General features: G+C 72.1%; 22 protein-coding genes and 1 tRNA gene. 8 read left to right on the top strand and 15 right to left on the bottom strand.

The window, feature by feature from the left end:
• The first annotated feature begins 18 nt into the window (after positions 1–18).
• The 3 genes from AC07AG_RS16235 to AC07AG_RS16225 are packed head-to-tail and all read left to right on the top strand — an operon-like array spanning position 19 to position 3687.
• Positions 19–2550 carry a phosphoribosyltransferase gene (locus AC07AG_RS16235; RefSeq protein ID WP_478755754.1) on the top strand — a complete coding sequence of 844 codons (2532 nt, stop codon included), beginning with the start codon at positions 19–21 and terminating at the stop codon, positions 2548–2550.
• An 11-nt stretch (positions 2551–2561) separates the two neighbouring features.
• On the top strand, positions 2562–3434 hold the full coding sequence (locus tag AC07AG_RS16230) for an HAD family hydrolase (RefSeq protein ID WP_478756289.1): 873 nt from the start codon (positions 2562–2564) through the stop codon (positions 3432–3434).
• Positions 3435–3468: 34 nt separating this feature from the next.
• A complete protein-coding gene (locus tag AC07AG_RS16225; RefSeq protein ID WP_478755753.1) occupies positions 3469–3687 on the top strand; it encodes an FmdB family zinc ribbon protein in 219 nt (72 codons plus the stop codon).
• A gap of 29 nt (positions 3688–3716) precedes the next feature.
• Here the strand turns inward: AC07AG_RS16225 and AC07AG_RS16220 are convergent, their stop codons facing one another.
• The 5 genes from AC07AG_RS16220 to AC07AG_RS16200 form a co-directional block, all read right to left on the bottom strand.
• Positions 3717–4697, bottom strand: a complete 981-nt coding sequence (locus AC07AG_RS16220) for a sugar kinase (RefSeq protein ID WP_478755752.1) — start codon at positions 4695–4697, stop codon at positions 3717–3719.
• Entirely contained in the window at positions 4694–5356 is a 663-nt protein-coding gene (locus AC07AG_RS16215) for a bifunctional 4-hydroxy-2-oxoglutarate aldolase/2-dehydro-3-deoxy-phosphogluconate aldolase (protein WP_478755751.1), read from the bottom strand. The genes AC07AG_RS16220 and AC07AG_RS16215 overlap by 4 nt, the downstream gene beginning before the upstream one ends.
• Before the next feature lie 36 nt (positions 5357–5392).
• Positions 5393–5989 carry a DUF4383 domain-containing protein gene (locus tag AC07AG_RS16210; protein ID WP_478755750.1) on the bottom strand — a complete coding sequence of 199 codons (597 nt, stop codon included), beginning with the start codon at positions 5987–5989 and terminating at the stop codon, positions 5393–5395.
• A gap of 97 nt (positions 5990–6086) precedes the next feature.
• Positions 6087–7559 carry a hypothetical protein gene (locus AC07AG_RS16205; RefSeq protein WP_478755749.1) on the bottom strand — a complete coding sequence of 491 codons (1473 nt, stop codon included), beginning with the start codon at positions 7557–7559 and terminating at the stop codon, positions 6087–6089.
• Positions 7560–7790: 231 nt separating this feature from the next.
• Positions 7791–7862, bottom strand: a tRNA-Val gene (locus AC07AG_RS16200).
• Positions 7863–8108: 246 nt separating this feature from the next.
• On the opposite strand from AC07AG_RS16200, the gene AC07AG_RS16195 reads away from it, so the two are divergent.
• A complete protein-coding gene (locus AC07AG_RS16195) occupies positions 8109–8399 on the top strand; it encodes a hypothetical protein (RefSeq protein ID WP_478755748.1) in 291 nt (96 codons plus the stop codon).
• A gap of 76 nt (positions 8400–8475) precedes the next feature.
• On the opposite strand, the gene AC07AG_RS16190 is transcribed toward AC07AG_RS16195, so the two are convergent.
• From AC07AG_RS16190 to AC07AG_RS16170, 5 genes are all read right to left on the bottom strand, one after another.
• Positions 8476–8859: a peptidase inhibitor family I36 protein gene (locus AC07AG_RS16190; RefSeq protein ID WP_478755747.1), complete on the bottom strand. Its 384-nt coding sequence runs from the start codon at positions 8857–8859 to the stop codon at positions 8476–8478.
• Positions 8856–9449: a hypothetical protein gene (locus AC07AG_RS16185; RefSeq protein ID WP_478755746.1), complete on the bottom strand. Its 594-nt coding sequence runs from the start codon at positions 9447–9449 to the stop codon at positions 8856–8858. Before AC07AG_RS16185 ends, AC07AG_RS16190 begins: the two co-directional genes overlap by 4 nt.
• Before the next feature lie 9 nt (positions 9450–9458).
• Positions 9459–9845 (bottom strand): hypothetical protein, encoded by a 387-nt coding sequence (locus AC07AG_RS16180; RefSeq protein WP_478755745.1) that lies wholly within the window; start codon positions 9843–9845, stop codon positions 9459–9461.
• A gap of 138 nt (positions 9846–9983) precedes the next feature.
• Positions 9984–10301, bottom strand: a complete 318-nt coding sequence (locus AC07AG_RS16175) for a hypothetical protein (protein WP_478755744.1) — start codon at positions 10299–10301, stop codon at positions 9984–9986.
• A gap of 40 nt (positions 10302–10341) precedes the next feature.
• Positions 10342–10689 (bottom strand): hypothetical protein, encoded by a 348-nt coding sequence (locus AC07AG_RS16170; RefSeq protein ID WP_478755743.1) that lies wholly within the window; start codon positions 10687–10689, stop codon positions 10342–10344.
• Between the two features lie 192 nt (positions 10690–10881).
• On the opposite strand from AC07AG_RS16170, the gene AC07AG_RS16165 reads away from it, so the two are divergent.
• Positions 10882–11151 (top strand): DUF2277 domain-containing protein, encoded by a 270-nt coding sequence (locus tag AC07AG_RS16165; protein ID WP_478755742.1) that lies wholly within the window; start codon positions 10882–10884, stop codon positions 11149–11151.
• On the opposite strand, the gene AC07AG_RS16160 is transcribed toward AC07AG_RS16165, so the two are convergent.
• Positions 11148–11810: a DedA family protein gene (locus AC07AG_RS16160; protein ID WP_478755741.1), complete on the bottom strand. Its 663-nt coding sequence runs from the start codon at positions 11808–11810 to the stop codon at positions 11148–11150. The genes AC07AG_RS16165 and AC07AG_RS16160 overlap by 4 nt on opposite strands.
• Before the next feature lie 236 nt (positions 11811–12046).
• On the opposite strand from AC07AG_RS16160, the gene AC07AG_RS16155 reads away from it, so the two are divergent.
• Positions 12047–12604: a superoxide dismutase family protein gene (locus AC07AG_RS16155; protein ID WP_478755740.1), complete on the top strand. Its 558-nt coding sequence runs from the start codon at positions 12047–12049 to the stop codon at positions 12602–12604.
• A 94-nt stretch (positions 12605–12698) separates the two neighbouring features.
• Here AC07AG_RS16155 and AC07AG_RS16150 read toward each other — a convergent pair whose 3' ends face one another.
• The 4 genes from AC07AG_RS16150 to AC07AG_RS16135 all read right to left on the bottom strand — a co-directional run bounded on the left by AC07AG_RS16150 (position 12699) and on the right by AC07AG_RS16135 (position 17806).
• Positions 12699–13148 (bottom strand): DoxX family protein, encoded by a 450-nt coding sequence (locus AC07AG_RS16150; protein WP_478755739.1) that lies wholly within the window; start codon positions 13146–13148, stop codon positions 12699–12701.
• Between the two features lie 61 nt (positions 13149–13209).
• Entirely contained in the window at positions 13210–15234 is a 2025-nt protein-coding gene (locus tag AC07AG_RS16145; protein WP_478756288.1) for an FAD/NAD(P)-binding protein, read from the bottom strand.
• Between the two features lie 141 nt (positions 15235–15375).
• Entirely contained in the window at positions 15376–17037 is a 1662-nt protein-coding gene (locus tag AC07AG_RS16140; RefSeq protein WP_478755738.1) for an alkaline phosphatase D family protein, read from the bottom strand.
• Between the two features lie 121 nt (positions 17038–17158).
• Positions 17159–17806 carry an HNH endonuclease family protein gene (locus tag AC07AG_RS16135; RefSeq protein WP_478755736.1) on the bottom strand — a complete coding sequence of 216 codons (648 nt, stop codon included), beginning with the start codon at positions 17804–17806 and terminating at the stop codon, positions 17159–17161.
• Between the two features lie 512 nt (positions 17807–18318).
• On the opposite strand from AC07AG_RS16135, the gene AC07AG_RS16130 reads away from it, so the two are divergent.
• A complete protein-coding gene (locus AC07AG_RS16130) occupies positions 18319–18897 on the top strand; it encodes a TMEM165/GDT1 family protein (protein WP_478755734.1) in 579 nt (192 codons plus the stop codon).
• Between the two features lie 217 nt (positions 18898–19114).
• On the top strand, positions 19115–19780 hold the full coding sequence (locus AC07AG_RS16125; RefSeq protein ID WP_478755732.1) for an HAD-IA family hydrolase: 666 nt from the start codon (positions 19115–19117) through the stop codon (positions 19778–19780).
• The last annotated feature ends 81 nt before the right edge of the window (positions 19781–19861 follow it).

The raw sequence follows: 19861 nt of genomic DNA, 5'->3' as shown, positions 1-19861 counted from the left end.
AAGGACTGTGCGAGGACTGTGAACGACGACGTGGTGTGGTCAGGGACGTGGGTCGCCGAGCGGCTCGGCGTGGAGTTGGCCGGAGACGCGGGGCTGAGCGACCTGCTCGGCCTCGCCCTGCGCCGCAACCCGAAGCGGGCGCACCTCCTGGTGTCGAACGTCCTCGGCAAGCATGTGCCGCAGCGCCCCTCCGTCGTGTACGCGGCCGGGCACGACCTCGGCGTGCGGGCGCGCGCGCTCCTGGGCGACGCTCAGGCCCGGCGCGCGGTCGTCCTCGGGTACGCGGAGACGGCGACCGGCCTCGGCCACTGCGTCGCGGACGGCATCGGCCTCGCGCCCTACCTCCACTCCACGCGCCGCCCGGTCGACGGGGTGCGCAGCGCGGGCGGCTTCGAGGAGTCCCACTCGCACGCGACCTCGCACCTGCTGCTCCCGGAGGACTCCCGGCTGCTCACCAGCGACGGCCCGCTGGTCCTCGTCGACGACGAGTTCTCCACCGGGAACACGGTCCTCAACACCATCCGCGCCCTGCACGAGCTGTTCCCGCGCGAGCGGTACGTCATCGTGGCGCTCGTCGACATGCGCTCCCCGCAGGACCAGGGCCGTCTGGCCGACTTCGCGCGGGAGATCGGCGCGCGGGTCGACCTGATCACGATGGCGTCCGGCACGGTGAGCCTGCCGGACGGCGTCCTGGAGAAGGGGCAGGCGCTGGTCGAGGAGTACGAGGCCTCGGCGCTCCCCGCCCCGCGCCGCGAGGGCGGCTCGGTCACCCGGGTCGACCTCGCCTGGCCCGCGGGCGTCCCGGACGGTGGCCGCCACGGGTTCACCCCCGAGCACCGGACGGCGCTGGACACCGCGCTGCCCGGGATGGCGGAGCGGATCGCGCAGGCGCTGCTTTTGGACGCACAGGGACCGGCCCCGGCTCCGGCCCCCGCCCGCGTTCTCGTACTCGGCTTCGAGGAGTTGATGTACGCGCCGCTCGCCCTCGGGGCGGCCCTGGAGGAGAGGCTCGGCGGCGATACCGAGGTCCGCTACTCCACCACCACCCGCTCGCCGGTCCTCGCCGTCGACGACCCCGGGTACGCCATCCGCAGCCGCCTCGTCTTCCCCGCGCACGACGCCCCTGCCGACGGACCCGGCGAGCGGTACGCGTACAACGTCGCGGGCGGCGGCTTCGACGCGATCGTCGCCGTGGTCGACTCCGTGGGCGACCGGCCCGAACTCCACGCCACCGAAGGGCTGTTGGCGCAGCTCGCCGCGCACGCCCCGCAGGTGCTGCTCGCCGTCGTGCCCTCGTACGTCCCCGAGCAGGCCCCCGAGTCGGCCCCCGGGCGGACCTCTGAGCAGGCCCCCGAGCACGTCCCTCAGCACGACCCCGAAAGGCCCTCCATGCTGCCCGAGCCCCTCCGCGGCCCCGCCTTCTCCTCGTACGCGGCCGAAGACGTCGGCTGGCTGCTCCAGGATCTCTCGGACGTGCGGCTCGAGGCGCCCACCGAGGAGCGCGAGGAGGCGATACAGAGCGGTGGCGCGCACTACGCCGAGTCGCTGCCGGTCGAGTACCAGCCGAGCCCGCAGTACCAAGAGCTGTTCCGCGCGGCCCTCGGCACCTCCGCCGCGCGGATCGCGCGGGCCGTCGGCACCGTCACCGAGACCGTGCTCGCCGAGCGGTCGCCACGCCCGATCCTCGTCTCGCTCGCCCGCGCGGGCACGCCCGTCGGCGTGCTGATGCGGCGCTGGGCGCAGCACCGGCACGGCCTCGACCTGCCGCACTACGCCGTGTCGATCGTGCGCGGCCGCGGCATCGACGCCAACGCGCTGCGCTGGCTCGCCGCCCACCACGACACGGCCGACGTCGTCTTCGTCGACGGCTGGACGGGCAAGGGGGCGATCACGCGTGAACTCGCCGACGCCGTGCGGGAGTTCGAGGAGGCCGGTGGCCCCGCGGGCTTCAACCCGGAGATCGCCGTGCTCGCCGACCCCGGCTCGTGCGTGCGCACCTACGGCACCCGCGAGGACTTCCTCATCCCCTCGGCCTGCCTCAACTCGACCGTGTCCGGCCTGATTTCGCGCACCGTGCTGCGAGCGGACCTGGTCGGACCCGACGACTTCCACGGCGCGAAGTTCTACCGCGAGCTCGCCGACGGCGACGTCTCCCTCGACTTCCTCGACGCCGTCGCGGCCCGCTTCGACGAGGTGGCCGACGCCGTCGACGCCCAGGCCAAGGAGCTGCTCTCGGCGGACCGGGCCCCGACCTGGGAGGGCTGGGCCGCCGTCGAGCGGATCAGCGAGGAGTACGGGATCCACGACGTGAACCTGGTCAAGCCGGGCGTCGGCGAGACGACGCGCGTGCTGCTGCGGCGCGTCCCGTGGAAGATCCTGGCGCGCGCGGGAGCGGGGGCCGACCTCGATCACGTACGACTCCTCGCGGAGCAGCGCGGCGTACCGGTCGAGGAAGTGGACGAACTCCCTTACACCTGCGTCGGACTGATCCACCCTCAGTTCACGCGCGGAGCCACCGGCACGGACGGCAAGGCGGTGGCCGCCAAGTGAGCACCTCCCGGATGCCGCTGGTCGCCAGCGACCTCGACCGCACCCTCATCTACTCCGCCGCCGCCCTCGGCCTGACCATGCCCGACGCCGACGCGCCGCGCCTGCTCTGCGTCGAGGTGTACGAGAGCAAGCCGCTTTCGTACGTCACCGAGACCGCCGCCGGGCTGCTCGACGAGGTGGGGCGCGCGACGGTCTTCGTGCCGACGACCACCCGTACGCGCGAACAGTACGGCCGCATCCATCTGCCCGGCCCCGCACCGAAGTTCGCGATCTGTGCCAACGGCGGGCACCTGCTGGTGGACGGGGTGTCCGACCCCGAGTGGCGTGCGGGCGTCGGCCGCCGCCTCGCCGCCGAGTGCGCATCGCTCGACGAGGTCCGCGCACACATGGTGCGCACCGCCGACCCGGCCTGGCTCCTCAAGGAGCGGGTCGCCGAGGATCTCTTCGCCTATCTGGTCGTCGAGCGCTCCCTGCTCCCGGAAGGGTGGGTCAAGGAGCTCGCCGAGTGGGCGCAGGGCCGCGGCTGGACCGTCTCGCTGCAGGGCCGCAAGATCTACGCCGTGCCGAAGCCGCTGACCAAGAGCGCGGCGGTGCGCGAGGTGGCACGCCGTATCGACGCGGACGAGATCCTCGCCGCTGGCGACTCGCTCCTCGACGCCGATCTGCTGCTCGCCGCCGACCGCTCGTGGCGGCCGGGGCACGGTGAACTGGCCGACACCGGCTGGACGGCTCCTGGGCTCACGGTCCTTCCGGAGCGAGGGGTCGCGGCGGGGGAGGAGATCCTGCGGGGGTTCCTCAGCCATGGCCAGGAGTCCCTCAGCAATGGCCAGGAGCCCCTTCGCCATGGCCGGGGATCCCTTCGCCATGGTTCTGCCAACGGCTGACCACTGGCCGGTCCGCTGCCGTTAGCCTTGGCCCATGCCCCGATACGAGTACCGCTGCCGTTCCTGTGGCGACACCTTTGAGCTGAGCCGCCCGATGGCCGAGTCCGCCGCACCCGCCTCCTGCCCCGCCGGGCACGAGGACACGGTGAAGCTGCTGTCGACGGTGGCCGTCGGCGGCTCGGCCTCGGCGTCCGCCCCCGCCCCGGGTGGCGGCGGCGGAGGCGGCTGCTGTGGCGGCGGCTGCTGCGGCTAGCGGACCACGGTCCCGGGCCCCGCCAGCGGCTAGCGGACCACGGTCCCGGGCCCCGCTCCCAGCAGCCCGAGCTCGGCCCGCGTGGGGGCCCCTTCCCAGTCCCCGTGCGACGCCACGGCGAAGGCCCCCGTCGTCACGGCCCGGTCGAGGCGCCCTGCCACGTCGTCCCCGTCGAGCAGCGCCGACAGGTACCCGGCGACGAACGCGTCCCCCGCGCCCACGGCGTCCACGGCCCGCACCGGGCGCGCCGGAGCATAGAGTTCGCCGTCGCCGGTGTACGCGGTGGCACCGTCGGCGCCGAGCTTGACCACGACCTCGTGGACGCCCTGCGCGCGGAGCTCCTCGGCCAGGGCGGAGGCCTCACCGGCGGCCGCCGTCTCCGGTACGCACAGCGGCAGTTCGTCGTCCGACGCGATGAGGACATCGACGTACGGAATCCAGGAGCGCATCACCGCGGCGGACTCCTTGTCGCTCCACAGCCGTGAGCGGAAGTTGACGTCGAGGCAGACCGTCGTGCCGTGCTCCCGGGCCAGTTCGAGCGCGCGGCGGCACGCGTCGAGGGCGGACGGGCCGAGGGCCGGGGTGATGCCGGTGAGGTGCAGGACGCGGGGTGCGCCGCCGGGAGCGGTGAAGGCGCGCTCGACCGCGGCCGCCGTGAGGCGTGAACCGGCGGAACCCGCACGGTAGTAGTGCACGCGGGTCACCTCGGGCAGCCGGGGCTCGAAGAGGATCAGACCCGTGGGCGCGTCCGGATCGCGGGTCGCGCCGCCGACGTCGACCCCCTCGGCGCGCAGCGTGCGAAGCACCAGCTCGCCCGCCTCGTCGTCGCCGACGGCACCCGCCCATCGCGTCGCGTGGCCGAGCCGCGCCAGGCCGATGGCCACGTTCGACTCGGCGCCCGCGATGGACACGTCCATCGAACCGCCCAGCTTGAGCGGGCCGCTGCCGCGCAGGGCGACCATGGTCTCGCCCAGGGTCAGGACATCGGCGGCGCCGCTGGCGCCGCTCATCGACCGGCCCCCGCGACCGCCACGAACTCCGCCGCGCGCCCCCGCAGCGCGTCCAGGTCCCCGCCGTCCGCCGCGTCCCCGATGAGCGGGGAGCCGACGCCCACGGCGACCGCGCCGAGCGCCAGATACTCCTCGGCGGCGGCTGCGTCCACGCCGCCCACCGGTACGAAGGGCAGGTCGGGGAAGGGGGCCCGCAGCGCCTTCAGATACGCGGGACCGCCCATCGCCGATGCGGGGAAGATCTTCAGCGCGGTCGCGCCGGCCGCGCTCGCCGCGATCACGTCGGTGGGGGTCAACACCCCGGCAGCGACGGGAAGTTCACGGCGCAGAGCCTCGTCCACCCCGGCGCCGAGGCCCGGCGTCACGATGAGGTTGGCACCCGCGTCCGCGGCTCGCCGCGCGTCGTCCGTGGTGAGGACCGTGCCCGCGCCGAGCCAGGCCCCCTCGCCCAGCTCGGAGCGCGCCCGGCGCAGCACACCCAGTGCGTCGGCGCCGCTGAGGGAGACCTCGACGAGCGGGACACCGGACTCGACGAGTGTCATGACGGTCCGGAAGGACGCCTCCGCGTCCGTGCCGCGCACGATGGCGACCAGGCGCCGGGTCCGCAGGGCCGTACTGAAGGCAGTGGTGAGGGCTGTGGCTGTGGTGGGGTCGGACATGCCCCAAGGCTCGCACAGGGGGTTCGGCGTGCCCGCTCAGGGTTGCGCCCGCTCAGGGCCCTGGGCCCGCTCCGGCGGGTGAGCTCTGCGGCCCCGCCCGTGCCCTGCGTGCCGCACCTGCTCGTGCTCGGGGTGGCGCGCCCGCCAGTAGGGGTTGTCGTGCGGCAGGGCCGAGCCGACCCTCCCGTACATCCCGAAGATCATCAGCAGGACGCCCACCACAAAGCTGAACAGGACGTTCGGGATGCGGAAGGCGAGGAAGTTGAGGCCGGTGTCCAGGAGGGCGAGGTTGACGAAGCCGCTGAGGATGAAGGCGCAGCCCAGGACCATGTTGAGCGTCGAGGCGAAGTTGCCGCCGATCACCATGCCGACGAACAGGAGCAGCCCCACGCAGATGGACAGGACGCTGAGCGCGCCGTTCGTGTTCAGACCGGCGACCTTGTCGCCCCCGGTGTCGAAGAAGCCGACCTTGTCGATCAGGCCGAGAATGCCGAACGCGAGCAGGACGAGCCCCATGAGACCCGCGCCGACGCGGTAGACCGTGCTGAGGCGGTGGTCCACGGGCAGGTGCTCGTTCAGTGTGACGCGCCGCCTGGGCCGCTTCGCCCCTGGGTGAAGTACATGCGTGGCCATGTCCGCCTCCCTTGGTGCGCGCGGAGGCCGCTTCTGTACGTAACTCCAGGATCCGCCCGCGGGCCGCGGACCGCATTCCAGGACCGGCCCGGGGCACTCAGGCCCCCTGCCCCCGCTCCTCCCGGATCTGGGTGACCACGCGCCCCACCGCCTGCCGCACGGCTTCGGTCTCGGTCAGGAAGTGCCAGTAATCCGGGTGGCGTCCCTCCAGGGAGGACACCGCGCGGTCCAGGCGGGCCACGGACTCGTCCAGCGGGCGTGCGTGCCGCTGCTCCGGGGTCTGGCGCCCCGCCATGGCCAGGCGCTGGGCGTCGCGGATCGCGAAGCGGGTGCGCTCGATCTCGTGCTGGGGGTCCTTCGCCACCGCGTTCAGCCGCTGCAGCCGGTCGCCGGCGGCCGAGACCGCCTCGTCCGTCGAGTTCAGCAGGGCGCGAACCGTCGAGAGCAGCGATGTGGCGTCCGGCCAGCGCTGCTCCTCGCGCGCCTGCTTGGCCTCCTTGAGCTTGGTCTCCGCCTGCCGTACGTTCTCCGCGGCCTGGTCGGGGACGCGCTGCAGGTCCTGCCAGCAGGCGGCCGTGAAGCGCCGCCGCAGTTCGCTGAGGACCGGGTCGACCTGTCCGCTGCGGGTGGTCAGGGCCTGGGCGCGCGTACGCAGCGTCACCAGTCGGCGGTCTATCTCGGCGGCCCGCTCGGGCAGCCGCTCGGCCTCGGCGCGGACGGCTTCGGCATCACGCAGGACGCGGTCGGCGCGCTGCAGCGTCTCCGGCACGCCGTGCTGCCCCGCTCCTTGATTGAGCTTGGTCAGCTCGGGCCCGAGGGCGGCGAGGCGGGCGGCCAGGTCATCGGCCTTGAGCCCGGCGCCCCGAACGGCATCGAGGGCGTTGCTGGCGGCGAGGAGGGTCTGCCGGGCGCGCTCGACGGCCGGGGCGAGGCGGGCGAGCTGCGTCTCCGCCTTGTCGAGCAGCGGCCCGAGCCCCTGCTGGAACCGGTCCAGGTCCTGCTTGGCCTTGTCCAGCTCGCCCTTGGCCTCGGTGAGCTCCGTGCGCGCGCGGGCGGCGACGGACGCCTCCAGGTCGTCGCGGTCGAGGTCGTGCGCGTCGACGGCGCTGATGTACTGATGGCTGGCCTCGTCGATCCGCCGGCCGATGGCCTCGAAGTCCGAGACGGCCCGCTGCGCGGCGGGTGTGGAGTCGACGGCGACGATGGTCTCGATGGAGATCCGCAGATCCCGCTGGGCGGTGTCCAATTCGTAGAACGCAGCCGCCGCCGCGTCCTTCGCGGCCTGGGCGTCGGCCCGCACGCTCTCCCCGCGCCCCCCGAACCACCGCCGGGTGCCGCCGCCGGCGAAGGCGGCGGGCAGGGCGAGGGCGAGAAGGGGGAGGGGCAGGAGGGTGAGCGCCACGGCATCACGGAGGGCGGTCCTGCGATGCCGCCGGCCGTCGCGGCGGCCGGGACTGCCGTCCGGGCGGGGAAGCGGCCGCACGCTCCCGCAGCGACGTACATCCTCGTCCGGCATGACTGGCTTGCTCGACGTGTCCGGTGTGTACGGCTGCGAAGGTGTCGCCGTCACTATCCCTCTCCCGTGCTGTCATCCGCCTTGCCCGGTGTCACATTCTCCCACCGGTTAATGACGAACACACGGGCCGGTTAGTTCGCGCTGCGCACCGTGACTTCGCCGTCTTCGCTGCGGGCGGACACGAGGTGCGGACTACCACGGTCGCGGGCGACGGAAACATCCACGGCCCCGTCGGCCACACGCCGAAGACCCCCGGCCATGATCGGCCGGGGGTCTTCGTCCGGGTGGGCGCGGACGGTTTCGAACCGCCGACATCTGCCTTGTAAGGGCAGCGCTCTACCACTGAGCTACGCGCCCGGGATGTTTCGACAGCCTACCTTGCCTGTGGCCCCGCCCGGCAAACCCATATGAGGCAGGCCTCGGGGCCGGGTTCCGGGTCCGGCTCGGAGATCTTCCGTGACCGATCGGGTGGTCGGGCAGAACCTTGGGGATCGCGGGGGAGTTGGGGAATCCGGTGAGGGCCGTGTGGGTGTCCGGTCCGTGGATGCTCCGGGCGTACGACCGTCGTGCTGCCGTCGGGCCCCGCCGGAAGGGATTCTTCTCGTGAAGATCGTCAAGGCTGCCGCTGGTGTCGTCGGTGTCGGGCTCGCTCTGGGGGCCGTGTCTCCCGCGTTCGCCGCGCCGCAGCCGCCCGCCGGTGGGGAGACGCAGATGCTCGACTCCGCCGCGAAGACGACGCAGGACCTGAAGAACCCCCTCAGCGATGTCGACGTCGACGCGGCTCACGGCGAGCTGAGGGGTGACCCCGCGGCTGCCACGGCCAAGGTCGACCACGCGGTGCAGGGGCCGGCCTCGATGCTCGGGGGGCTTCCCGCGGGGTTGCCGATCGGCTGATTCGGCGCGGTGGTTTTCGGGGGGCGGTGCACCCCGTGGCGGGGGCAGGGGTGCACCGGGGGTGATGGGGCGGCAGTCAGCACTCCATCTTCCATGTGTGGGAGTCGCCGCTGTCGTTGGCCCAGCCGCTCGGGCTCGCGATCTCCTGGCCGGGGGCCAGGCAGACCGTGCCGAAGCCGGCGAGGCCCGGGTTCTCGTAGACCTGGACGTGGTCCTTGATGCCGGGGCCCGAGATGCCGTGGTTGGCCCAGGAGGAGTCCGCGTCCTGGATGGGGTCCTCCCAATCGTGGTCGTCGCCGAACCAGTTGGTGCGCTGGCCGCCGAAGTCCGCGTCCGTCCAGGCGCAGAACTGGCCGCTCGGGCACGAGGCCGCCTGGGCCGCGGCCGACGTGGTCACCGCGGTGCCGACCGCCAGGAGCGTGGCGGCGAGCAGGGCCGTGGACTTGTGCTTGATGGTCATGGCGCGTGCTTCTCTTTCTGTGGGTGGGCGCCCAGTTGGGTCTGGTGGCGGGCGCCGAGTTGTGTCTTGGCGTGGTGCAGGGCCCGTGCGCGCAGGGTTCGCCAGTCGGCGAGTTCCTCGCGGTGCTCGGCGCGGACCGACGCCAGGGTGCGGTGGCGGTATGTCGCCTCCGGCTTGAGGTTGTTGGCGATCGTCGAGACCCGGAACCAGCGCCGTTGATCGCCGTAGAGCGTGCGTTGGGCCGCGGCGAGGCAGCCGTCCGTGTGGGCGCGCACGGTGTAGCCGGTGGGGAGTTCGAAGGAGAGTTCCGTGCGGCCCGTGCCGAACAGGGCCGCCGCCGTGCGCTCTTGGGTCGCGCGGACCGAGGCGTCGCCCGCGCCGGGTTCGGCTCCGGCGCCGTTGTACGGGCGTGGTGGCGTCAGGCCCTGCCTCTTCAAGCAGCCGTCCGTCAGCTGTTGTTGGGCCGACCTGATGATGTCGTCCGGTGGGAGTTCGCGGGGCGTGGGCGCATGGCCGCACGCGGTCAGGAGGAGGCCGGAGGCAAGGAGCAGTGCGGCGGCGGGGAGCCGGCGGCGGGTGCGGTGGGGCATGTGCCTACGTCAGCCCTGCTCGCAGCCCATGGTGGTGTCGCTGACGCCGTCCAGCTTTTTGGCCCAGGCCGTCCAGTTCTCGTCGTAGTCGTCCTTGCGGATCTCCCGGTAGAAGCAGCCGCTTCCGGGGCCGTAACTGATGGCGTACACGCTGCCGTTGACGCGCGACTCGAAGGAGTAGGCGTGGCGCTGTGTGCCATTCTCGGCCTCCGCGTAACCGGGCGGGCCGTAGCACCAGGCGTGGCCCATCATCCCGGGCTCGGACCAGAAGCAGACCTGGCCGGGGGCCGCCGCGGCGCGCGGCTCAGTGGTGTGGGGCTCGGCGGTGGCCGAGGGGGCGGCCGCGGTCAGGAGGGCCGCGAAGGCGGCGGTGACTGCGGCGGTTCTGAAGCGCATGCGCGTGGGCTCCCGGGGGTGGTCGATGCGTTGTGCATGACCTCAATCCCCAGCGTTTGCGCAGGTAAGCGCCTTGTCACCCGGAATGGTGACTAGTCCTACCGGAGGGATGCGGCCGCCCGAAGGCGGCCGCATCGCTCAGCGTCCCGAACCCGGGTGTGTGCGCTTGTACCTGCGGTCCCAGCGCTCCTGGCGTTCCTTGCGGATGCGGTAGTCGCGGTAGGTCTTGGGGAAGCCGCCTCCGCCGCCCCCGCCCCCACCGCCGCCTCCGGCACCCGCGCTCGCGCCCGCGCCACTTCCGCCCGTGCTGCTTTTGCTGCTGCTCTTTCCCGAGCCCCCGCGGTCGTACTGCTGGACCATGAAGAAGACGAGCGCCGCTGCGGCCAGCCACAGAAGTGGCTGGCTGAAACCCAGGCCGACCAGTGCAAGGAGCAGGACGACCAAGAGAACATTCATGGCAGCACCTCCTTGGCGTAGCTGGAGTCAACGCCCGCTGTCACCCGGTGTCAATGGCTTTCTCATGGATGTGTTTGAGCCGTGCGCGGGCCGCCACGGCGTCCGGGCCCGTCACCTGTTCCCAGAAGCGATGGCACGTGACAAATACCGCCAACTCCCTTTCCCTCGCGCGGAGTTTCTCCACTTCCGCTTGCTCGTCCGGGGTCCAGCCGGGGGAGGCGGGTCGCTCCACCTTGCGCCAGCCGTGGTCGTCGCTGAAGCCGTCCAGGGGCGTGACCGACCAGGGGAGCCGCTTGAGGAGGGCCAGGAGTTCGGCCCGGACCTGGTGCAGTTCCTCCTGACCCGCGAGGAGGTCGTCAGGGAAGTCGTATGCAGGGGTTGCAGGCACCCGCTAATGGTACTCCTGTTCGAATTTCGAGGGCGAGAGCCGCCACGCGTGATGTGGGGTGAACATCGGGGGACTCCGGAGGCGCCGGGACTCCCGCCGGGGGAGGCGCCGGGACCCCCGCCGGGGAGGTGCGAGGACTCCCGCCGGGCGTACGACTTCACGCCCGCGCCTCACTCGCGGCAAGCTGTAAGCATGTGCCGCAGCATCAAGACCCTCCGTCCGCCCGCCATCCCCGAGGACGCCACCGAGGAGGAGATCCGGGCCGCCGCGCTCCAGTACGTGCGCAAGGTCTCGGGGTTCCGTGCCCCGGCAGCGCACAACCGCGAGGTCTTCGACCGCGCCGTGGACGCGGTCGCCGAAGCCACCGCCGAACTGCTCGCCGGGATCGAGGTGCGGGGCGCCAGGCCGCGCGCAGCAGAGCCCGAAGCCGAGCAGACGGCCGCGGAGGCCCCGGCCGCCTAGCTCGTCGCCGCTGCTGTCGCTGCCGCCGCCGGTGACGCCGGCGTCGTACGCGGCCGTCGCACCAGGAACGCCGCGCCCGCGCCCGCCGCGAACAGCGCGAGCAGCGAGACGCCCGTGGCGAGCCACGACGCGCCGAGCCACTGTCCGCCGAAGTAGCCGAGCGCGACGCTGTATCCGGCCCAGGCCACGCCCGCGAGTGCCGACCAGGGCAGGAACTCGCGCACCTTGCGGTGGGCCGCACCCGCCGCGAGCGAGACGATCGAGCGGCCCGCGGGCGCGAAGCGGGCGATGACGACCAGGACGCCGCCGCCCCGGGCGAGCGCCGTGCCGAGTCGTTCCTGCGCGGTGGTCAGGCGGCGCGAGCGGGCGATGGCGCGGTCCAGGCGCTCGCCGCCGCGCCAGGCGAGGCGGTAGACGGCCAGGTCGCCGAGGACCGACGCGGTGGCCGCGCACAGCATGAGGATCAGGATGTCGGGGACCTCGTGCGCGACGTTCCCCGCGCCCGTGCCCGCCGTGCCTGCCGCGGCCGCCGCGGTGGCCGCCGTGATGACGAGGACCCCGCTGGGCAGTACGGGCACGACGATGTCGAAGAGCACCGACAGTGCCACTACCGCGTAGATCCATGGGCTGCTGGTCAGTGAGCCCAGACTCTCAAGCACCGAAATTCCCCGAACTCCCCGGTCGACGACGTGACTGCCGCGACGTCGCGGGGGAGCGGCAGGGGCGGCTTGGTGACAGCTGTACAGCGTACGCCGCGCTCTTCGCCGGAGATCCACGGGGGGCTCATATGTTCGCTACATCACGTTCACCCGGCTGCCGCTCCCGATGGGGCGTATGGAGCCGATGTCCCGTACCAACAGAGACATCAGACGGACGGTACGGAAGGAGCGGGGCGATGGTGGCAGGAATGCTCGCCGGGGCCGTTGCGACGGCGGTGCTCGCAGCGGGCGGTGGCGTGACCGGCGGGGACGAGCCGCCTTGTTACGAGATGCGGGTCGGGGCGCGGTTCGCGCCGCCCACGGCCTTCATCCCCTCGTCGGCGATCACGTACGACATGAAGCTCGTGCCCGCCGGTTCCTCGATCGAGGTCGAGCAGCGCGGCAGGCCGGGCGACATGCGGGTCAAGGTGCGGGTGAAGGGGATGAAGCCGGGTCACGCGTACGGCGCGCATGTGCACCAGAAGCCGTGCGGCGCCGATCCGGCCGCGGCCGGCGGGCACTACCAGCACCGCGTGGACCCGGTCCAGCCCTCGGAGGACCCTGCCTACGTCACCCCGGAGAACGAGGTCTGGCTGGACTTCACCGCGGGCGGGGGCGGCTCGGGCGCGGCGTCCTCCCGTCATGACTGGGAGTTCCGTCCGGGCGGGGCCGGATCCGTCGTCCTGCATCGCGAGCAGGGCGGCGCGGGTGACCGGGTGGCGTGCTTCACGGTGCCGTTCGCTCCCGTCGGCTGAAACACGTGAACGTGACGGCGCCCCCTTCCTCGTACGCGTACGAGGAAGGGGGCGCCGTCACATGGAACAGGGCGCGTGCGCGCACGCCGGTGCGTCAGGCGGCCACCGGCGTCCGCTCCGAGGCCGCCTTGTCCTCGCGCTCGCCGCGCGAGGCGAAGAGGCGGTCGAGGCCGAGCGCGCCCGAGCCGGTGAAGACGAGCAGGAGCATGGCCCAGCAGAAGATCGCGGAGGCCTCTCCACCGTTCTGCAGCGGCCACAGGGCCTCCGGCTGGTGCACCTTGAAGTAGGCGTACGCCATCGAGCCCGACGAGATGAACGCCGCGGCGCGGGTGCCGAGGCCGAGGGCGACCAGGCCACCGCCGACCAGCTGGATGACGGCCGCGTACCAGCCGGGCCAGGTGCCGGCGTCGACCGTGCCGCCGCCCATCGCGCCGCCGAGCACGCCGAAGAGCGAGGCGGCGCCGTGGCAGGCGAAGAGCAGGCCGATGACTATGCGGAAAAGCCCGAGGGCGTAGGGCTGGGCGTTGTTGAGACGTCCAGTCATGGGGGGTCTCCTTCGGTTTTTCGGGGACGGTAACCGAGCGGAGGCCCAAGGTTAGGGGAACCTAATCAATGCTTGCAAGTTCAACATCTGGCCATTCGGGCGATTCCGTTTCCCCCGCGGACCGGGCCACTCCCCTCGGGGAGGGGATCTCCGTCGCCCCCGCGGCCGTCCGCAGCACGGCCCGCGCCACCGCGTCCGCGTCCGACAGGGTCACCGAATCGACGCCCGGCCTGGCCCCCGCCGCCGTCACCCAGTGCACGCCCTCCGTGGGCACTCCGAACCCGAACCTCCTTGCGTGGTAACGACCTTGACGGTCGATCAGGTGATAGGGGCGGGGTGTCACGTCGAGGCCCCCGGTTTCATAGCCGTCGACGACATGGGCGCGGCACTGGCCCGTCCGCAGGAGCCGCCCGAGCAGTTCGTCCGCGGTGCGCCGCACATCCGGTTCGGGGAGCCGGGCCTCGATGACTGTGGTGACGGACACATCCGATCCCGGTACGTCGGGTGAGTGCGCCAGATACGTCCCGTCGGGGCCGGGCCGCACGTCGAGCCGCGGACCGAGCACCTCGACGACCCCCGCCTCGATCAGGGCCGTCAACTCCTCGACGCGGCGCCGGGGCGGGCCGATCGAGAGGAAGGCGTTGAGAGGTGTGTACCAGCGGTCCAGGTGCTCGCGGCGGGACGAGCCGGTCAGGCCGCCATGGTCGAGGATCAGGCGGAGTTCGTTGCGCAGGTCGCGCAGCACGTCCAGGGCGGACTTCAGCGGGCTCGCGACGTTGCCGAGCGCGGCCTGCGCGGTGTCCTCGCGCAGATAGGCGGTCAGCCAGGCACGGAAGTCGTCCCGGGAGCGGAAGGAATGGCCGGAGTACGGCCGCGCGAGCCGGTCCCAGGACCAGTGTGCGGCCTCGGTGATCCCGAACTCAGCCAGGACCAGGGCCTCTTGGGAGCCGCGATGCGGCGCCGCGAGGAAGGCGCCCCGGAACTCCGTTGCCCGCGCGGCGGGTTGGACGAGGGCCGCGTAGTAGACCGTCTCCACCTCTTTCGCGACCAGCGGCCATATCTCGTCGAGGAAGTCCGGTGCGTCACCGCTGTCCGCGCGTTTGCGGAAGCGGGAAATGACGTCGGGGGTGAGGACGAGCGGCTCGTGCCGCCCGTACGCGCCCTTCGCGTTGTCGCCGCGCGCCTGGTAGGGGATGCCGCGCCGCGAACCCGCGTACAGCCTCGGCTCGTGCCCCGATGGCTGATACCGCAGACCGCCCCCCGGTGCCGGGGTGAAGCGTCCGCCCCGGCCCTGTGTCAGGAGCGCCATGTGGTCGAAGAAGTTCAGGCCCAGTCCGCGCAGCAGGACGCGCTCGCCGGGCGCGATGGCCGAAAGGTCGACGTCGGCGGGGTTGGCCGGAGGTATGTGGCGCAGGCCGTGCAACGCGGCGTGCGCGGCGAGGTGTTCCTGCCGCTGGTCGTCCACCGTGGGGAGGTGGCCCTGCGCGAGGACGACGGCACCGAGCCCGGAGAGCTCACGGCCGTCGTCCAGTACGAGGGACTGGGCGCCGCCGCCCGTGCCGTCCGCGGAGTCGAGGCGCACGGCGCGCGCCGCGTGCACCTCGACCCGGACCGTTCCGGGGGCCCGGTGCAGGACCTCGGCGAAGACCCACTCCAGATAGCGGCCGTAACAGGCGCGGGTCGGGTAGTCGTCCGGGCCGAGCCCCGGCGCGTGCCCTGCGGCGGCCCACGCGTACAGGCTCGGCCCCGGACGGATCGGCCCGGCGCAGTCGACGCTCTCGTCGGTGAAGAGGGTCACCTGTGAGGCGACCGTGTTCATGAGCAGCTCGGCCGGCTGGGCGGTCCGCCAGACGCGTCCGGGACCCGGGGGAGAGGGATCGACGACGTGGACCGTGAGCCGGGCCCCCGGCGGCAGGAGTTCGGCTGCCGAGGCACAGAGGCGTTCCAGGACACTCGTGCCGCGGGGCCCCGCGCCGACGACGGCGACAGCAACGTCATGTTCCGGTGCGGTCGCTGCGGATGGTGCGGACAAAGGCGTGACTCCCGGGCATCGGAGGGGGCGATGGAAGCGGACGGTCCGCCTCATCATGCCGCCGGAAGCCCCGAAGTCGAACCCCGGAACAGAGGATCGTCAGACGGGTGTGGTCTGTGTCACGTGGCTTGATCCGGACGCCGGTCGCCTTTGCGCGGCTATGGGAGCTAAGGGGGTCATGCGAGGGCTGCGGGGCTATGAGAGCCGCGACTCCTGTGTCGTCCGCAGCCGTACGCCCACGCCCTTCACCACCTGCGCCTGATCCAGCCGCACCTGCGCCGAACGGCCCCGCAGCGTCAGCGTCATGAGCTGGTTGCCGAACCAGGGCCCGCCTGTCTTGCGCCAGTTGATGGCGGCCCGCTCCGTGCGTCCGTGCCGCGCGAAACGGCGGCCGAGGGCCCGGCCCACCCTGCTCCAGCCGAAGTGGAAGCCCAGCTTTATCGACGCGGGAATGGAGTTGTGGATGGGGGAGCACGTCAGCTGCAGGACGCGGGCGTCAAGGCCGTCGCCGCCCGGCCAGGTCGGTTCCGCGATGTACGCGTGGTGGACGTCGCCGGAGAGCACGCACACCGTCGCGGGGGCGCCCGCGCCCGTGCCCACCTCGGCGATCAGGGAGGTCAGCGCGTCGAAGGACGAGGGGAACGCGGCCCAGTGCTCCAGGTCCGAGCGCCTGCGCAGGTTCTCGCCGAAGCGGGCCCAGCGCTCGCCGCGCTCGCCACGGCACAGCGCGGCGTTCCAGCCCTCGGCGTCATGGATGAGGTGCGGAAGCAGCCAGGGCAGCGACGTGCCGATCAGGAGGTGGTCGCAACCGCCCGCGCCGCCCGCCCCGTCCGTGCCGTCGATGGCTTGCTCGCGCAGCCAGCGGGCCTCCTCCGGGTCGATCATCGCGCGGTTCTGCTCGTCCAGGACGCGGGCCGCCCGGGTGTCGACCATGAGCAGGCGTACGCGGCCGAAGTCCCGGCGGTAGCTCCACCGGGTCGCCGTGGGATCGGCGTCCGACGCGGACGCGAAGGCGCGCAACTCGTCCGTGCCGTCCGGCGTCGTGCGCAGCGAGGCGTAGAGCTCGTCGCGCTCGAGATCGGCGGGCGACAGATTGCCGAGGTGCTGGTAGACCCAGTACGACATCAGGCCGCTCAGCACGCGCTCGCGCCACCAGGGCGTCGCGCGCATCTCGGCGAGCCAGGCCGCGCTGGTGTTCCAGTCGTCGATGACGTCGTGGTCGTCGAAGATCATGCAGCTGGGCACGGTGGAGAGCAGCCACCGCACCTCGGGGTCGAGCCACGATTCGTAGTAGAGGTGGGTGTACTCCTCGTAGTCCGCGACCTGGTCGCCCGGAGGGTCGTTCAGGTTCCGGCGGGCCGCGAGCCAGCGGCGCGTGGCCTCGGAGGTGTTGTCCGCGTACACCTGGTCGCCCAGGAGCAGCAGCACGTCCGGGCGGTCGGCCGCCGTGCCGGTGGCGATCCTGGCGGCGAGGGTGTCCAGGGCGTCGGGCCCGACGGGGTCGTGCTCCCCGCTCGGCGGCGCCGCCCAGCGGCAGGACCCGAAGGTGACACGGAGCTCCTCGTCCGCGCCCTCGCCCGGCGTGCGGATGGTGCTCGGCGGGAAGGGGGAGTCCGGCAGCGGCCACACGGGGCCGTCGCCGAGCCGCACCTCGTACGCGGTCTCGGAGCCCGGACGCAGCCCGGTGACCGGGATGAGCGCGTAGTGATGGCCCGCGATCTGGAACGTGTTCGCCGTGCCCTTGGCGCCGTCGGCGCACCGCACTTCGGCGGTGCACGGGCGGTCGGCCTCGACCCAGACCGTCGCCGTCGAACCGTCGACATACCTCAGCACTGGACCCAGGCGCAGCCGTGCCACGATGATCACTCTCCTCCGTCGCCCCGTACGGTACGGAACGACGGAGGCCGGTGGGGAGGTTCCGGGGATTCCCGCTGGTTACAGGCCCGTGACCTCGGCAGCCGTGGAGGATCCGGTGACCTCAGCAGCCGCTGAGGACCGAGGACAGCTTGGTCTTCTCCTCCGGGTTCACCGTCATGTTGTAGTGGTGCTTCACGTCCACCCACATCCGGGCGTAGTAGCAGTGGTACGACGCGGTGGGCGGCATCCACTCGGCCGGGTCCTGGTCGCCCTTGCTCTGGTTGACGTTGTCGGTGACCGCGATCAGCTGGGGGCGGGTCAGGTCGTTGGCGAAACCTTCCTGCTGGGCGGTGGTCCAGCCGCTCGCGCCGGACTTCCAGGCCTCGGAGAGCGGGACGACGTGGTCGATGTCGACGTCCGAAGCGGCGGTCCAGGTGCCGCCGTCGTACGGGGACTTCCAGGTGCCCGATGTGGCCGCGCAGCTGGAGTCCTGCTGGACGTTCGTGCCGTCGCGCTTGAGGACGACCTCGCGGGTGTTGCAGGCGCCGGACTGGGTGCTCCAGTGCGGGAACTTCTCGCGGCTGTAGCCGTCGGACGAGCCCTCGGCCTTCTCGGTGAGCTGACCCAGGTAGGTGCGGGCGGTGGCGGCGGAGACCGGGGCCGGGGGAGCGGCCTGGGCGGGGGCGCCGGTGAGGAGGGCCGCCGCGGAGGCGAGGGCGGTCAGGGCGGTGAGAGTGGCGAGGCGTCGACGCGCGTAGACAGCGGACATACGAACTCCCTTGTCGTGGGGGGATGTTGACCGTTGGGGCGGCCATGCTGACGCGGTGGGGTTTCCTGCGGATGTGCGTCAGGTGACAGGGTCGCGTCAATCGGGTGGTCAGTTCAAGAGTTCTGGCGCTGTGTCATGTCAGGTCATCTGTGCGGAAGTTGGCCGAGCGGGCCCGCAGGGGCGCGGGCGAGCGCCGACGGGCGGCTCCGGACTGTGGCCCGGATCACTTTCCGGGAGGTCGAAAGGCCCTGGTCCGGGGTGCGCGGACGTCCCGTACGATGGATGGCGCAGAAGGGGAGTAGCTCTTCGCCGGACCGTCGACATACTGCTCAGCTCGCCTGAGCCGGCGCCCGGAGGCGGACCCCGTCATCGACGTGGTCGGCCAGCGAGACCTTCGGCAAGCAGTGCCCGACGTACATGACCGTGTACGTCTGTGTGCGCTGCCGTGCCGAGGTGTCGTACGTGATGTACAGATTGCTCTCGGTGGGGCAGCCCCGACCGATTGAGGAACCTTGATCAGCATCAGCGTGATGGCGCTCGTATTCGGCGTCGTCTTCCTTGCCGAACTCCCGGACAAGACAGCGCTGGCCGGGCTCGTCCTCGGGACGCGCTACCGCGCCTCGTACGTATTCGCCGGGGTCGCCGCCGCCTTCGTCGTCCATGTCGTGCTCGCCGTGGCGGCCGGCAGCGTACTGACGCTCCTGCCGCAGCAACTGCTGCACGCGATCACCGGTGTGCTCTTCCTCGGCGGTGCGGCGATGCTCCTCCTGAAGGGCGGCGACGACGAGGAAGAGGTCCGCGAGCCCAAGGACCAGAGCTTCTGGAAGGTGTCCGGGGCGGGCTTCATGCTGATCCTGGTCGCGGAGTTCGGCGACCTGACGCAGATCATGACCGCGAACCTGGCCGCGCGGTACGACGACCCGCTCTCCGTGGGTCTGGGCGCGGTGCTCGCGCTGTGGGCGGTCGCCGGGCTCGGCATCGTCGGCGGAAAGGCGCTGATGAAGCGCGTGCCGCTCTCGCTCATCACCAAGATCGCGGCGCTGCTGATGTTGGGGCTCGGCGTGTGGAGCCTGTACGAGGCGATTGCCTGAGTGTTCTGAGGCGTCTGGCCGGGGTCCTGTTGGGGGGTCCCGTTGGGGGCCCTGTTGAGGGCGTGACCTGCGGTGCTGGCGTCTGGTGTCCCCTTTTTGTATCGTGGAGGAACAAAGTGGCTCCGCCCGTGTTCCCTGACCGGCGGGCGGAGCTGCCTTGATCTTTCCTCCGCGAGTTTTCCTCCGCGGATCTCCCTCTGTGTTCTGGAGTACGTCGATGACGGCTGAGACCGCCTCTGTTCTGACCGCCCGGGCCCTCCTCCTGGACATGGACGGAACGCTCGTCAACTCCGACGCGGTGGTCGAGCGCTGCTGGCGGCGCTGGTCCGAGCGGTACGGGCTCGACTTCGACGAGGTCATCAAGGTCGTCCACGGACGGCAGGGGTACGCGTCGATGGCGGTGCTGCTGCCGGAGCGGTCCATGGAGGAGAACTACGCGGAGAACCGCGAGATGCTGGCCGCCGAGACCGCGGACATGGAGGGTGTCGTCCCCGTGCCCGGGGCCGCCGCTTTCCTGGCGTCCATAGAAGGGCTGCCGCATGCGCTCGTGACGTCCGCCGATGTGCCGCTGTCCACGGGGCGAATGGCTGCGGCCGGGCTGCCGCTGCCCGCTGTGCGGGTCACCGCGGAGAATGTCGGGGCGAGCAAGCCCGATCCCGAGGGGTTCCTCAAGGGGGCCGCCGAGCTGGGGTTCGACCCTGCCGACTGCGTCGTCTTCGAGGACTCCGGGGCTGGGATCGCCGCGGGGCGCGCGGCCGGTATGCGGGTCGTCGGGGTCGGCCCCCGGGCCGGGGAGTTCGGGCCCACGGTGCAGGTCGATGACTTGACGCAGGTTCGGGTGGAGCCGGTGGCCGGTGGGGGGCTCCGGCTCACGTTCGGCTGATCTGCCCTGCGGGGCCGCTACGGCTCACGTTCGGCTGACACCCTTCTGGCTCTCCTGGCTCTCTGGCCCTCCCGACCCGTC

The organism is Streptomyces sp. NPDC044044, from assembly GCF_056434405.1.
The sequence above is the reverse complement of the archived record's forward strand: the minus strand, read 5'-3'. Positions and strand labels throughout refer to the sequence as shown.

Coding starts and splice junctions, on each gene's coding strand:
- AC07AG_RS16230 (WP_478756289.1), top strand. CDS start 2,562: ATGCCGCTGGTCGCCAGCGACCTCGACCGCACCCTCATCTACTCCGCC.
- AC07AG_RS16225 (WP_478755753.1), top strand. CDS start 3,469: ATGCCCCGATACGAGTACCGCTGCCGTTCCTGTGGCGACACCTTTGAG.
- AC07AG_RS16220 (WP_478755752.1), bottom strand. CDS start 4,697: ATGAGCGGCGCCAGCGGCGCCGCCGATGTCCTGACCCTGGGCGAGACC.
- AC07AG_RS16215 (WP_478755751.1), bottom strand. CDS start 5,356: ATGTCCGACCCCACCACAGCCACAGCCCTCACCACTGCCTTCAGTACG.
- AC07AG_RS16210 (WP_478755750.1), bottom strand. CDS start 5,989: ATGGCCACGCATGTACTTCACCCAGGGGCGAAGCGGCCCAGGCGGCGC.
- AC07AG_RS16190 (WP_478755747.1), bottom strand. CDS start 8,859: ATGACCATCAAGCACAAGTCCACGGCCCTGCTCGCCGCCACGCTCCTG.
- AC07AG_RS16185 (WP_478755746.1), bottom strand. CDS start 9,449: ATGCCCCACCGCACCCGCCGCCGGCTCCCCGCCGCCGCACTGCTCCTT.
- AC07AG_RS16180 (WP_478755745.1), bottom strand. CDS start 9,845: ATGCGCTTCAGAACCGCCGCAGTCACCGCCGCCTTCGCGGCCCTCCTG.
- AC07AG_RS16175 (WP_478755744.1), bottom strand. CDS start 10,301: ATGAATGTTCTCTTGGTCGTCCTGCTCCTTGCACTGGTCGGCCTGGGT.
- AC07AG_RS16165 (WP_478755742.1), top strand. CDS start 10,882: ATGTGCCGCAGCATCAAGACCCTCCGTCCGCCCGCCATCCCCGAGGAC.
- AC07AG_RS16155 (WP_478755740.1), top strand. CDS start 12,047: ATGGTGGCAGGAATGCTCGCCGGGGCCGTTGCGACGGCGGTGCTCGCA.
- AC07AG_RS16150 (WP_478755739.1), bottom strand. CDS start 13,148: ATGACTGGACGTCTCAACAACGCCCAGCCCTACGCCCTCGGGCTTTTC.
- AC07AG_RS16145 (WP_478756288.1), bottom strand. CDS start 15,234: ATGAGGCGGACCGTCCGCTTCCATCGCCCCCTCCGATGCCCGGGAGTC.
- AC07AG_RS16135 (WP_478755736.1), bottom strand. CDS start 17,806: ATGTCCGCTGTCTACGCGCGTCGACGCCTCGCCACTCTCACCGCCCTG.
- AC07AG_RS16125 (WP_478755732.1), top strand. CDS start 19,115: ATGACGGCTGAGACCGCCTCTGTTCTGACCGCCCGGGCCCTCCTCCTG.